The following is a 13,182-nucleotide window of genomic DNA, read 5'->3' as shown; positions in this document are numbered from 1 at the left end:
TTAGTCCCCCTCCCTTCGGGAGAGGGCTAGGGTGAGGGCGCTTTTGCCTTACCCGACCTTGCTCTGCTTGAACTGCGCCAAGCCCGGCAGCAACTGCCGGTCAATGGCCTCGCGCACTGCAGGCAAAATGGTTGCGCTGCCGGTGTAGAGCTTTTCGACCAACCCCTTGAGGGCGCGGGCATTGGTTTCGTTCAGCCCACAGACTGCCGTTGTGCAGGCCTGCTCCGCCGTACCTGACACTTCAAAGCCCAGCGAGCGCAGTTGGCCAACCAGATCCTGCTCATCAATCAAATCCGCGTGCATCATGACTTTTTATCCTTCTACAAAGCGCGATCGAAGTCTGATTCTGGTAGGGCTTTAGCCAGTGGGCAAGGGCGGTTTGATGATATGTCTGATATGCCTAAGAACAGGTCGTTTTAAGGCACAGGCAAGGCAATCACCCGACTCACATACTCGGGTCTCGGCAGATCACGCTGTTGCTCCCCGATGGCCTGCAATACGGCCAGCGTGTGCTCGCCAAAGGGTGCGGAACGCGGGCCTGCCAAGTCAACGTGCAGCAGCATTTGCTCATTGCCCGCGAGGGCTCGCCCATCACCTGTCAGGTGCAGGCTGTGATAGACATGCAGGCGTTTTTTGTCGTGGCCGATGAGCTGGGTACGCACTTCAACGTGGGCGCCGAGCTTCACCTCGTGCAGGTAATTAAGATGCACCTCCAAGGTGAACAGTGAATGACCGCTGGCTTCGCGGCCCTGGCTGTCCAGCCCCAGGCGGTCCATCAGGGCATCCGTGGCGTAGCTGAAAATCAGCAGATAAAAGGCGTCGCGCAAGTGGCCGTTGTAATCGACCCATTCTTCAAGAATGGGCGTGGTGTAGGTGGTGAGGGTGGGCATGCTGTACCTCGCGGTTCGATCAGTCGTTGATGGTCATGCCATGTTTGAGTCTGGTTGCGTTCACCGCTTCCATCACCGCCAGCAGGCAGTCATCCCGATAGCTTTCCAGCGCGGCAATGCTGTGCTGGCCGAGTTGTTCAGTGGTGCCTTCCACCACATCGTCGATCAGTTTTTCGCTCAGTTCCGGAGCGGGCAAATACGTCCACGGCAGTTGCAGCGCCGGGCCGAACTGGTTCATGAAATGTCGCATTCCGGCATCGCCACCGGCCAGGGTGTAGGTCAAAAAGGTACCCATGAACGACCAGCGCAACCCTGCGCCAAAGCGAATGGCGTCGTCAATTTCACCGGTGCTGGCCACCCCGTCATTGACCAGGTGCAGCGCCTCGCGCCACAAGGCTTCGAGCAGACGGTCGGCAATAAACCCGGGCACTTCCTTGCGCACATGCAGGGGGCGCATGCCCAGGGATTGATAAACCTTGATTGCCGCCTGAATGGCTTCGGGAGCGGTTTTTTGCCCGCCCACCACCTCGACCAATGGCAACAGGTAAACCGGGTTGAACGGGTGCCCGACAATGCAGCGCTCGGGGTGTGTGGAGGTTTTATAAAATTCGCTGGGCAGCAGGCCCGAGGTGCTGGAGCCGATCAATGCATCGGGTTTGGCGGCGGCGCTGATTTTGCTGTGCAGTTCAAGCTTCAGGTCGAGCCGCTCCGGGGCGCTTTCCTGAATAAAATCGGCATCGCGCACGCATTCATCAATGGTGCTGACAAACCGCAACCGGTGTTGGGATGCGCCTTCCGCAAGGCCGCTTTTTTCCAGTGCGGGCCAGGCTTTGGCGACGCGTTTGCGCAGGGCCGCTTCGGCACCGGGGGCCGGATCCCAGGCCACCACGTCCAGGCCGTGGGCGAGGGCGCGAGCAACCCAGCCGCTGCCAATGACACCGCTGCCCAGGGCGGCGAAGGTTTTAATCTCGGTGATAAAGGTCATGGCGTGCTCCTGGATAAAAATAATGAGATTGCGTGGGAGCGAGCCTGCTCGCGAAGGCCCCAAGGGCACCGCGATAACTCAGTCAACAGGCGTTATCGTTGACGACCTTCGCGAGCAGGCTCGCTCCCACAGGCAATGCTGCTGCGTAGTTGCTTAGCGGCGTTCTTTAAGGCCCATCTTCACCCGGCCTTCTGCCGGGCTCAGCACCCGTGCGCCCAGGCGGCTGAGGATCTCTGTGGCGCGCTCCACCAGTTGCCCGTTGGTGGCCAGCACTCCTCGGTCCAGCCATAAATTGTCCTCAAGCCCGACCCGCACGTTGCCGCCCAGCAGCACCGCCTGCGCGGCCATCGGCATTTGCATGCGACCAATGCCGAAACCGGCCCACACCGCATCAGGCGGCAAATTGTCGACCATGGCTTTCATGCTGGTGGTGTCTGCCGGAGCGCCCCACGGGATACCCAGGCATAGTTGAAACAGCGGGTCATCCAGCAGGCCTTCCTTGATCATCTGTTTGGCGAACCACAAATGGCCGGTGTCGAAAATTTCCAGTTCGGCTTTAACGCCAAGTTCCTGGATGCGCTTGGCGCCCGCTCGCAGCTGTGCCGGGGTGGACACGTAAATCGTGTCGCCGTCGCCAAAGTTCAGGGTGCCGCAGTCCAGGGTGCAAATTTCCGGCAACAGCTCCTCGACGTGAGCCAGACGGGTCAGCGGGCCGACCAGGTCGGTGTTGGGACCAAACTCCATCGGGTTCTCGCCCGGGCCGATATGCAAGTCCCCCCCCATCCCGGCGGTGAGGTTGACGATGATGTCGATGTCCGCCTCGCGGATGCGCTCCATCAGTTCGCGGTACAGCGCTACATCGCGGCTGAACTGTCCGGTCTTTGGATCACGTACATGGCAATGCACCACTGTGGCTCCGGCCTTGGCCGCTTCCACGGCAGCTTCGGCAATTTGCTTGGGGGTGACCGGTACCAAAGGGCTGCGGCCGCTGGTGTCGCCGGCACCGGTGAGTGCGCAGGTGATGATGACGTCGTGGTTCATGGGGCATTTCCTTGGGGCGTAGAGCGCCACACCGCAGCCATTGCAGGCTGCGCAGGGCGGGCTCGGTGTTGAATTATTTAGCGCTGAGTTTCAGGTTCCCGGCAGCGGGTTTGCCGTCTACCGTGGTCACCCCTTCAAGCCAGCGCTGCTGGTCTTGCGGGTGGTCCTTGAGCCACTGCCGGGCGGAGGCTTGAGCATCCTTGTGATCAAGCAGCGGCTGCATCATGCGGCTCTCGTCTTCGGCGCTGAAGGTCAGGTTGCTGAGCAAACGGCTGACGTTCGGGCAGCGGCTGGCGTAGTCCGGGGCAGTGACCGTCCACACCGTGGCCCGGCCTTCATCGGGGCCAAGGGCATCTTCACTGCCCGTCAGGTAGGTCATGTCCTGATTAATATTCATCGGGTGCGGGGTCCAGCCGAAGAACACAATCGGCTCATTGCGTTTTACTGCGCGGGTCACCGCCGAGAGCATGCCGGCTTCACTGGACTCCACCAACTGGAACTTGCCCAGGCCAAACTGGTTTTTCTCGATCATGGCCTTGATCTGGGTATTGGCGCCGGAGCCCGGTTCGATCCCGTAAATCCTGCCGCCCAGTTCTTTCTCGAATGTGGCAATGTCAGCAAAGCTTTTGAGCCCCTTGTCAGCCATATAGGTTGGAACGGCAAGCATGGCCTTGGCGTCTTTAAGGCTCGGTTCGGCCAGTACCGTGACCTGTTTGGCGTCCACAAACGGGGTAATGCTCTGGTTCATGATCGGGTTCCAGTAACCCAGAAACATGTCCAGCCGCTTGTCACGCAAGCCGGCGAAAATAATTTGCTGTGAGGCACTGGTCTGTTTGGTTTTATAGCCCAGACCGTCGAGCAGGGTTTGCGCCATGGCGCTGGTGGCGATTACATCGGTCCAATTGACCACGCCCATGCGTACGTTCTTGCACGAAGCATCTTCAGCCGCCAACGCGTAGGGGCTCAGTACCAGCAGGCAACAGCTGATCAGTCGTTTCATGGGGAGGGCCTCGGCAGGTTGTTATTGGGGGATCGGCGTCTTTGTGCACCGTGATACCAAGGTACGCAGGCGGCGTGCTGCGCAACCGCACTGGGGCGACGTGGATTTGCACTGCAGCGACCTGACTGTGGTTCAATCCGCTGAACCGACGTGAGAGCGCCCCCTATGGCCCAGGATTTCTACTTCCTTCTGCTGCCCGGCTTTTCCTCAATGGGCTTTATTTCGGCCATCGAGCCGCTGCGGGTGGCCAACCGTTTTCGCGGTGAGCTGTACCGCTGGCATGTGCTCAGTTGCGGGGGTGGCGCCGTGTTGGCGAGCAACGGTATGTCGGTCAATGCCGAAGGCGGGTTTGAGGCACTTGAAGCCGGGGCGACGTTGTTGGTGGTGGCCGGCTTTGATCCGCTGACCCACGTGACCCCGGCGCTGATTCAGTGGCTGCGTCGCCTGGACAACGACGGCGTCACCTTGGGTGGCATCGACACGGGTAGCGTGGTACTGGCGCAGGCAGGTTTGCTCGACGGCTATCGCCTGACCTTGCATTGGGAGGCGCTGGAAGCGTTCAAGGAGTCATACCCCAGGCTGCAGGTGACTCAAGAGCTGTTTGAGATTGACCGCCAGCGCATCACCTGTGCGGGCGGTACAGCCTCCATCGACCTGATGCTCGACCTGATAGCCCAGGCTTATGGGCCTGAGTTGGCGATTCAGGTGTCCGAGCAATTCGTGCTTGGCCGTATCCGTCAGCGCAAAGACCACCAGCGCATGCAGGTCGCCAGCCGTTATGGCATTCATAACAAGAAATTGGTGCAGGTGATTGGCGAGATGGAACAGCACAGCGAGCCGCCACTGAGCACTGCGCAACTGGCGCTTGGCATCAACGTTACGCGGCGCCAGCTGGAGCGTCTGTTCCGTTTGCACCTGAACGACACCCCGCGCAACTTCTATCTGGGCCTGCGCCTGGAAAAGGCCCGGCAACTGCTGCGTCAGACCGACATGAGCGTGCTGGACATCAGCATTGCCTGCGGCTTTGAGTCACCGTCGTATTTCACCCGCAGCTACCGGGCGCGGTTTACCTGTGCGCCGAGGCAGGATCGGGTTGCCGCTACTAACCCTTGAGCAACGCCGCACACGCCGCCTTGTAGGCCTCATGCTGATACTTGTTCAGCGAGGCGGGCAAGTCGAAGGCGTGTTTCTTGTATTGCGCATTGAGGGTCTGTGGCGACAGCAACTGCACCTCGCAATCGTCCAGCAACTGGATGATGCCCTCGATCTTGAAGGTAGTCGGGCCACCGGCAAATTCACCCTTTTTGCTGCGCTTCTTGATTGCAATGCGGGTGATGCCGTTGGCTTTCACAAAGGCCGCTATTTGCATGGCGAAGGCTTTGACGTTGACGCTCTCGTCATCGTCGTCCAGGGCGATTTTCTTGGTGGCATTGGCCCTGTGTTCAAGGCCATTGGCGCCTTGGGCTGCCATTGCAAAAATGGCTTCGCTGCCTTTGATCTCGATACCGCAAATAGTCATAAAAACCCTGGTTTATTCAATATGAAGATCAGTCCTGCCCGATCGATTCCAGAAACTCTGAACGGTCATCGCTGATACGCGCCATGCAATCGTTCTGGGCAATGTTGAACGCTTCGGTGCCAGCGGTGGCGGGGAACACGGCAATTGCGCAATCGGCGTCGCGCTGGTGCAACCACAGGGCCTGGGCGGTCTTTATCTTGCTCAGGATGTTATTGAGTTGCGTCGCGTTACTGCCGTACAGCGAAGTCATGCGTTCCTGCAGGGCTTCGTAGTTTTCGCTCAGCAATTGTTCGGCAGCATTCTTGCTGAACACCGAGCACGCCAGGGTTTGGCGGTCGTTTTCTACCGCGTCGCACGGGTTGTAGTCGGCATTTTCAGCTGCATGAGCGCCGCCGGTGAACAATGCCAAGGCCAGGAGAATCGATTTCATTGCCGCTTCCTAATCCATAGTTGGGGCCGATTCTGGCTTATGCGTGAGCCAAAGAACAGATAGCTCATGACATTGCTGTCGGCGGCTTTGTCGCGTGTTGACGCTTTCGGCAATTGCGCTGTCGCTTTTGCACCCGGCTGGTTTTGACCCCGGGCCTATGCTGGCCCCAATAGCGCCGGCAGACGATTCGGCGCAACAAACGCCAATAAGGGGACGCCTGATGAGCCCAACCGAGTTGCACGCAGACAGTATCGTTATCGACGGGCTGATCATTGCCAAATGGAACCGCGAACTGTTTGAAGACATGCGCAAGGGCGGCCTCACCGCTGCCAACTGCACTGTGTCGGTATGGGAGGGCTTCCAGGCCACGATCAACAACATCGTCGCCAGCCAGACCCTGATCCGCGACAACAGCGACCTGGTGCTTGCGGTCAAGACCACTGCCGATATCCGTCGCGCCAAGGAACAGGGCAAGACCGGGATCATCTTCGGCTTCCAGAATGCCCATGCCTTTGAAGACCAGCTGGGCTATATCGAGATCTTCAAGCAGCTCGGCGTTGGCGTGGTGCAGATGTGCTACAACACCCAGAACCTGGTGGGCACCGGCTGCTATGAACGCGATGGCGGGCTCTCGGGGTTTGGCCGTGAAGTAGTGGCTGAAATGAACCGTGTCGGGATCATGTGCGACCTGTCCCACGTGGGTTCGAAAACCTCGGAAGAGGTGATTCTGGAATCGAAAAAACCGGTCTGCTATTCCCACTGCCTGCCTTCCGGCCTCAAGGAACATCCACGCAACAAATCCGACGCCGAGCTCAAGTTCATTGCCGACCATGGCGGTTTTGTCGGGGTGACCATGTTCGCGCCGTTTCTGGCCAAGGGTATTGATTCGACCATCGACGACTACGCCGAAGCGATCGAATACACCATGAATATTGTCGGCGAAGATTCGATCGGTATCGGCACTGACTTTACCCAGGGCCACGGTCAGGACTTTTTCGAAATGCTGACCCACGACAAGGGCTACGCCCGCCGCCTGACCAGCTTCGGCAAGATCATCAACCCGCTGGGCATCCGCACCGTGGGCGAGTTCCCCAACCTGACCGAAACCCTGCTCAAGCGCGGCCACAACGAGCGCGTGGTGCGCAAGATCATGGGCGAGAACTGGGTCAACGTGCTCAAGGATGTCTGGGGCGAGTAACCGCACCGTATTTGTTGCGTAGCAGCTGCCGAAGGCTGCGTCCGGCTGCGAAGCAGTCGTAAACCCATATTGCACATTTTTCCTGTCAGGGCGCAGTGAGCGGTTTTGCGACCGCTTCGCGCTCGAACGCAGCCTTCGACAGCTGCACGGGACTTCATCATCTTTTGGAGCGCTACCCATGGCCAAAATCGCCCCGCAATTACCCATCGAAGTCGACAGCGAAACCGGCGTCTGGACTTCCGACGCTTTGCCGATGCTCTATGTGCCGCGCCACTTTTTCGTCAACAACCACATGGGCATTGAAGAAGTCCTTGGCGCTGATACCTACGCCGACATTCTTTACAAGGCCGGCTACAAATCCGCCTGGCACTGGTGCGAAAAAGAAGCCGAATGCCACGGCATCGAAGGCGTCGCGGTGTTCGAACACTACATGAAACGCCTGTCCCAGCGCGGCTGGGGCCTGTTCAAGATCCAGGACATCGATCTCGACAAAGGCACTGCCACCATCAAGCTGGAACACTCCTGCTTTGTGTACGTGTACGGCAAGGTCGGGCGCAAGGTCGACTACATGTTCACCGGCTGGTTTGCCGGCGCCATGGACCAGATTCTGCACGCCCGTGGCAGCAACATCCGGACCGTGGCAGAACAGGTTTATAGCGGATCGGAAGAAGGCCACGACCACGGCCTGTTTATCGTCAAGCCGTTGTAAGTCGAGGATCGGGATATGGCGTTCGAAGCAATGTTTGAGCCGATTCAAATCGGCAAGCTGACCATCCGCAACCGTGTGCTGAGCACCGCCCATGCCGAGGTGTATGCCACCGATGGCGGCATGACCACCGAGCGTTATGTGCAGTACTACGAAGAAAAGGCCAAGGGCGGTATCGGCCTGGCGATTTGCGGCGGCTCTTCGGTGGTGGCCATCGACAGTCCACAAGAGTGGTGGAGTTCGGTCAACCTGAGCACTGACCGCATTATCCCGCACTTCCAGAACCTGGCCGATGCCATGCACAAGCATGGCGCCAAGATCATGATCCAGATTACCCACATGGGCCGCCGCTCGCGCTGGGACGGCTTCAACTGGCCGACCCTGATGTCACCTTCCGGTGTACGTGAGCCGGTGCACCGGGCCACATGCAAAACCATCGAGCCTGAAGAAATCAGGCGGATCATCGGTAACTACGCCAGTGCCGCAGGCCGGGCCAAAGCCGGTGGACTGGACGGGGTTGAGCTGTCGGCGGTGCACCAGCACATGATCGACCAGTTCTGGAGCCCGCGTGTCAACAAACGCACCGATGAATGGGGCGGCAGTTTTGAAAATCGCATGCGTTTCGGCCTCGAAGTGCTCAAGGCCGTGCGCGCTGAAGTCGGCCCGGATTTCTGCGTGGGCATCCGCCTGTGCGGGGATGAGTTTCACCCTGATGGCCTGAGCCATGAGGACATGAAACAAATCGCCAAGTACTACGACGACACCGGCATGCTCGACTTTATCGGCGTGGTCGGCTCGGGATGTGACACCCACAACACCCTGGCCAACGTAATCCCCAACATGAGCTTTCCGCCGGAGCCGTTTTTGCACCTGGCCGCCGGGATCAAGGAAGTGGTCAAGGCCCCGGTGCTGCATGCGCAGAACATCAAGGATCCGAACCAGGCCACGCGGATTCTGGAGGGGGGTTATGTCGACATGGTGGGCATGACCCGTGCCCATATCGCCGATCCGCACCTGATCGCCAAGATCAAGATGGGCCAGGTCGACCAGATTAAACAATGCGTGGGTGCCAACTACTGCATTGACCGTCAGTACCAGGGGCTGGACGTGCTGTGCATCCAGAACGCGGCCACCTCCCGGGAATATATGGGCGTGCCGCATATCATCGAAAAATCCACCGGGGCCAAACGCAAGGTGGTGATTGTCGGCGCCGGGCCAGCAGGGATGGAGGCGGCACGTGTAGCTGCCGAGCGCGGTCATGACGTGACCCTGTTCGAGAAAAAGGACGCCATCGGCGGGCAGATCACCACCGCCTCCAAAGCGCCCCAGCGTGACCAGATGGCAGGCATCACCCGCTGGTTTCAACTGGAACTGGCGCGCCTGAAAGTTGACCTGCGCCTGGGCACCGCAGCGGATGCGGCGACGATCATGGACTTGCGGCCGGACATTGTGGTGCTGGCGGTGGGCGGGCACCCGTTTGTAGAGCAGAACGAACACTGGGGCGCGGCCGAAGGGCTGGTGGTCAGCAGCTGGGATGTACTCGACGGCAAAGTGGCGCCCGGTAAAAACGTGCTGGTGTACGACACCATTTGCGAATTTACCGGTATGTCGGTGGCCGATTTTGCGGCGGACAAGGGAGCGCAGGTCGAGATCGTGACCGACGACACCAAGCCCGGTGTGGCCATTGGCGGCACGTCATTCCCCACGTATTACCGCAGCCTGTATCCCAAGGAAGTGGTCATGACCGGCGACATGATGCTGGAGAAGGTCTACCGCGAGGGTGACAAGGTGATTGCTGTGCTGGAGAACGAATACACCGGTGTCAAAGAAGAGCGGGTGGTCGATCAGGTAATCATCGAAAACGGTGTGCGACCGGATGAAGAGCTGTATTACGGGCTCAAGCCGGATTCGCGCAACAAGGGCCAGATCGACGTCGAAGCGCTGTTCGCGATCAAGCCGCAACCGTGCTTGAGCGAGGCGGGGGACGGCTACCTGCTGTTTCGTATCGGTGACTGTGTGGCCCAGCGCAACGTGCATGCAGCGATCTATGACGCGCTGCGGTTGTGCAAGGATTTTTGACCCGACACCGAACCAATGTGGGAGCGGGCTCGCTCGCGATAAACGATCACGCGGTGTTGCTGATGCACCGCGTCGCCTGAATCGCGAGCAAGCCCGCTCTCACATCAGACCTGCGTGGTCTTTGGGAGCTTCACCATGCTCAATATCGTTCTTCCCATCCTGCTGTTCGCCGCCCTCGTCCTGGCGATTGCGGGCGCCATTCGGCGCATGAACATGTGGCGCCGTGGTCGCCCGGCCAAGGTCGATCTGCTTGGCGGGCTGCTGGCCATGCCCCGGCGCTACATGGTCGATCTGCACCACGTGGTCGCCCGCGACAAATACATGGCCAACACCCACGTCGCCACTGCTGGCGGCTTTGTGCTGGCGGCCGTGCTGGCGATCCTGGTGCATGGCCTGGGCCTGCATAACCGCATCCTCGGCTATGCCTTGCTGTTCGCCACCGCGTTGATGTTTATCGGTGCTGTGTTCGTGTTCAAGCGTCGCCTGAACCCACCCTCGCGCCTGTCCAAAGGCCCGTGGATGCGCCTGCCGAAAAGCTTGCTGGTGTTTTCCGCCAGTTTTTTCATCCTCACCTTGCCGGTTGCAGGGCTGTTGCCCGAAGGCTTCGGCGGTTGGATGCTGGCGGCGGTTTTAAGCGTGGGCGTGGCGTGGGGTGTGTCGGAATTATTTTTCGGCATGACCTGGGGCGGGCCGATGAAGCACGCCTTCGCGGGCGCATTGCATCTGGCCTGGCACCGCCGCGCCGAGCGCTTTGGCGGCGGCCGTTCAACAGGGCTGAAACCGCTGGATTTAAACGATCGCAGTGCGCCCCTGGGCGTGGAAAAACCCAAGGATTTCACCTGGAACCAATTGCTGGGGTTTGACGCCTGCGTGCAATGCGGCAAATGCGAAGCCGCCTGCCCGGCTTTCGCCGCCGGCCAGCCGCTCAATCCAAAGAAACTGATTCAGGACATGGTGGTCGGCCTCGCGGGCGGCACCGATGCTCACTTTGCTGGCAGTCCCTATCCCGGCAAACCTATTGGTGAGCATGGCGGCAACCCGCATCAGCCGATCGTCAACGGGCTGGTCGATGCCGACACGCTGTGGTCCTGCACCACTTGCCGCGCCTGCGTTGAAGAGTGCCCGATGATGATCGAGCATGTGGACGCCATCGTCGATATGCGCCGTTTCCTGACCCTGGAAAAAGGTGCGACACCGAACAATGGCGCGCAGGTGCTGGACAACCTGATCGCCACCGATAACCCCGGCGGTTTTGCCCCCGGCGGGCGGATGAACTGGGCAGCGGACCTGAACCTCGACCTGATGCGCGACAAGCCCGCCGTGGACGTGTTGTTCTGGGTCGGTGACGGGGCTTTCGACATGCGTAACCAGCGCACCTTGCGTGCCTTTGTCAAAGTGCTCAAGGCCGCCCGGGTCAACTTTGCCGTGTTGGGCCTGGAAGAGCGCGACAGTGGCGACGTGGCCCGGCGTCTGGGGGATGAAGCGACCTTTCAGGCGCTGGCTAAGCGCAATATCCAGACCCTGGCGCAGTACAGCTTCCAGCGCATCGTCACCTGCGATCCGCACAGTTTTCATGTGCTGAAAAACGAATACGGCGCCTTTGGCGGCGACTACCTTGTGCAACATCACAGCACTTATATGGCCGAGTTGATCGATGCCGGCCTGCTCAATCTTGCCGCGGATGCGGGCGGCAGCGTGACCTATCACGACCCCTGCTACCTGGGCCGCTATAACGGCGAATACGAGGCGCCGCGTGCGGTACTGCGCGCCTTGGGCATCGAGGTCAAGGAGATGCAGCGTTCGGGCTTTCGTTCCCGTTGCTGTGGTGGCGGTGGCGGCGCGCCGATTACCGACATCCCCGGCAAGCAGAGGATCCCCGACATGCGCATGGACGATATCCGTGAGACGGGCGCCGAGCGTGTGGCGGTGGGTTGCCCGCAATGCACGGCGATGCTCGAAGGGGTGGTCGAACCCCGTCCGCAAATCAAGGACATTGCCGAACTGGTGGCCGATGCGCTGATTGAAGACGTCGTGGCCAAACCTGTCCGACGGCCAGAATCGGAGGTGATCGCATGAGTGACATTATCCGCCGCGACCCACGGGCCGAGTGGATCGCCCGTAACCGTCTGCATCCGTTGCACGCGGCCATGCAACCCGTGCAGCAGAGCTGGATGGGGCCCAATGGCGTAGTGCGCAAAAATGTCCATGGTGCAGGTTTTATCGGGCCCAACGGCATCAAGCGCATAGACCGCAGCGGCGCGCAGCAGGGCGGGACCAGCAGGCGCGCGGCCAGCGTCGAGGTGCAATTACCGCTGCATCAGGTCGCGGCCCCGGCGTTTTATATCGCCGTGGTGCCGGATATGGTCGGGGGCCGCCTGAGCAGCCACGACCGCGATCTGCTGGGGCTGGCCCACCAATTGGCGGGCAGCGACGGAGCGGTGCTGGCGGTGGTATTCGGCGAGTCCAGGGAGACCGCCTTTGCCACGGCCGGGGTTGATCGGCTGTTGATGCTCGACAGTGAAGGTTATGCACCGGAGCACCAGGTGCTGGGTTTACGGGCTGTGGATAACCAGTTCACGCCACGCCACTGGCTATTGCCTGACAGCCGCAGTGGTGGCGGTGAATTGGGCCGGCGCTTTGCCGCCAGCCTGGGAGAACGCCCGGCCACGCGGGTGTGGCAACTCAAGGATGGCGTTTGCATCGGCCGTGCCGGGGCAGGTCAGCAAGATGTCGTCCAGCCGTTGCGGCGGTTGATTCTGGCAGCGGCCGAGTGTGCCGAGCCGGTCAGTGAAACCCGGCATGAAGCGCTGGAGGTGCAGTTATCCACAGCAGCTGCCAGCTGTTTGCCGCGTATTGAGGATCTGGGCGCGGTTGAAGTTGACCCCGCTGCGATTCCCATGGCTGAAGCCGAATTTATCCTCAGCGGTGGTAACGGGATCAAGGACTGGGGACTTTTCCACAGGGCTGCCACTGCCCTTGGCGCCACCGAAGGTGCATCACGAGTGGCGGTGGACGATGGCTTTATGGGTCGCGAGCGTCAGGTGGGGGCCAGCGGGGTATGGGTCACGGCGCGGGTGTATGTGGCGGTCGGGATCAGCGGGGCGATCCAGCATCTGCAAGGGATTGGTGCCTGTGACAAGGTGGTGGCGATCAACCTTGACCCTGGCTGCGACATGGTCAAACGCGCGGATGTGTCGGTGATTGGTGACGGTACGGCGGTGCTTGAGGCACTGATCGAGGCTGTGGATAACTGGCGCAGCGCAACCTCTGTGGGAGCGGGCTTGCCCGCAATTCGGGCGACCCGGTCAGCCTGATATACCGCAGTGATTCCATC

General features: G+C 60.2%; 13 protein-coding genes. 6 read left to right on the top strand and 7 right to left on the bottom strand.

Annotated elements, in window-relative coordinates; genetic code table 11:
• Positions 1–48 precede the first annotated feature (48 nt).
• The 5 genes from HBN79_RS05645 to choX all read right to left on the bottom strand — a co-directional run bounded on the left by HBN79_RS05645 (position 49) and on the right by choX (position 3,916).
• Positions 49–306, bottom strand: a complete 258-nt coding sequence (locus tag HBN79_RS05645) for a hypothetical protein (RefSeq protein WP_094999816.1) — start codon at positions 304–306, stop codon at positions 49–51.
• A gap of 110 nt (positions 307–416) precedes the next feature.
• Positions 417–890 carry a thioesterase family protein gene (locus HBN79_RS05640; protein ID WP_130872158.1) on the bottom strand — a complete coding sequence of 158 codons (474 nt, stop codon included), beginning with the start codon at positions 888–890 and terminating at the stop codon, positions 417–419.
• 19 nt (positions 891–909) lie between these two features.
• A complete protein-coding gene (locus tag HBN79_RS05635) occupies positions 910–1,875 on the bottom strand; it encodes an L-carnitine dehydrogenase (RefSeq protein WP_130872157.1) in 966 nt (321 codons plus the stop codon).
• Between the two features lie 153 nt (positions 1,876–2,028).
• Positions 2,029–2,916 carry a 3-keto-5-aminohexanoate cleavage protein gene (locus HBN79_RS05630; protein WP_094999819.1) on the bottom strand — a complete coding sequence of 296 codons (888 nt, stop codon included), beginning with the start codon at positions 2,914–2,916 and terminating at the stop codon, positions 2,029–2,031.
• Positions 2,917–2,989: 73 nt separating this feature from the next.
• Positions 2,990–3,916: a choline ABC transporter substrate-binding protein gene (choX, locus tag HBN79_RS05625; RefSeq protein WP_094999820.1), complete on the bottom strand. Its 927-nt coding sequence runs from the start codon at positions 3,914–3,916 to the stop codon at positions 2,990–2,992.
• A gap of 165 nt (positions 3,917–4,081) precedes the next feature.
• Between choX and HBN79_RS05620 the strand changes: the two genes are divergently transcribed.
• The gene (locus HBN79_RS05620; RefSeq protein WP_169916436.1) at positions 4,082–5,029 is read left to right on the top strand and encodes a GlxA family transcriptional regulator; all 948 of its coding nucleotides are present in this window, start codon (positions 4,082–4,084) and stop codon (positions 5,027–5,029) included.
• Here HBN79_RS05620 and HBN79_RS05615 read toward each other — a convergent pair.
• Together HBN79_RS05615 and HBN79_RS05610 are read right to left on the bottom strand one after the other, a co-directional pair.
• Positions 5,019–5,435 (bottom strand): DUF3010 family protein, encoded by a 417-nt coding sequence (locus tag HBN79_RS05615; RefSeq protein WP_094999822.1) that lies wholly within the window; start codon positions 5,433–5,435, stop codon positions 5,019–5,021. The genes HBN79_RS05620 and HBN79_RS05615 overlap by 11 nt on opposite strands.
• Before the next feature lie 28 nt (positions 5,436–5,463).
• Positions 5,464–5,865: a lysozyme inhibitor LprI family protein gene (locus HBN79_RS05610; protein WP_094999823.1), complete on the bottom strand. Its 402-nt coding sequence runs from the start codon at positions 5,863–5,865 to the stop codon at positions 5,464–5,466.
• Between the two features lie 220 nt (positions 5,866–6,085).
• Here HBN79_RS05610 and HBN79_RS05605 point away from each other — a divergent pair, with 220 nt between their 5' ends.
• The 5 genes from HBN79_RS05605 (at position 6,086) to HBN79_RS05585 (ending at position 13,162) form a co-directional block, all read left to right on the top strand.
• A complete protein-coding gene (locus tag HBN79_RS05605; protein WP_094999824.1) occupies positions 6,086–7,063 on the top strand; it encodes a dipeptidase in 978 nt (325 codons plus the stop codon).
• A gap of 178 nt (positions 7,064–7,241) precedes the next feature.
• Positions 7,242–7,772: a 4-vinyl reductase gene (locus HBN79_RS05600; RefSeq protein ID WP_094999825.1), complete on the top strand. Its 531-nt coding sequence runs from the start codon at positions 7,242–7,244 to the stop codon at positions 7,770–7,772.
• 15 nt (positions 7,773–7,787) lie between these two features.
• The gene (dgcA, locus tag HBN79_RS05595) at positions 7,788–9,848 is read left to right on the top strand and encodes a dimethylglycine demethylation protein DgcA (RefSeq protein WP_095023221.1); all 2,061 of its coding nucleotides are present in this window, start codon (positions 7,788–7,790) and stop codon (positions 9,846–9,848) included.
• A 135-nt stretch (positions 9,849–9,983) separates the two neighbouring features.
• Positions 9,984–11,924 (top strand): dimethylglycine demethylation protein DgcB, encoded by a 1,941-nt coding sequence (gene dgcB / locus HBN79_RS05590; protein WP_095023222.1) that lies wholly within the window; start codon positions 9,984–9,986, stop codon positions 11,922–11,924.
• A complete protein-coding gene (locus HBN79_RS05585; protein WP_169916435.1) occupies positions 11,921–13,162 on the top strand; it encodes an electron transfer flavoprotein subunit alpha/FixB family protein in 1,242 nt (413 codons plus the stop codon). Before dgcB ends, HBN79_RS05585 begins: the two co-directional genes overlap by 4 nt.
• Positions 13,163–13,182 lie beyond the last annotated feature (20 nt).

Source organism: Pseudomonas sp. WS 5051, assembly GCF_012985715.1.
Classification (GTDB): Bacteria; Pseudomonadota; Gammaproteobacteria; order Pseudomonadales; family Pseudomonadaceae; genus Aquipseudomonas; species Aquipseudomonas bubulae.
Note: the sequence above shows the minus strand (reverse complement) of the source record. Positions and strands in the feature narration are given on the sequence as shown.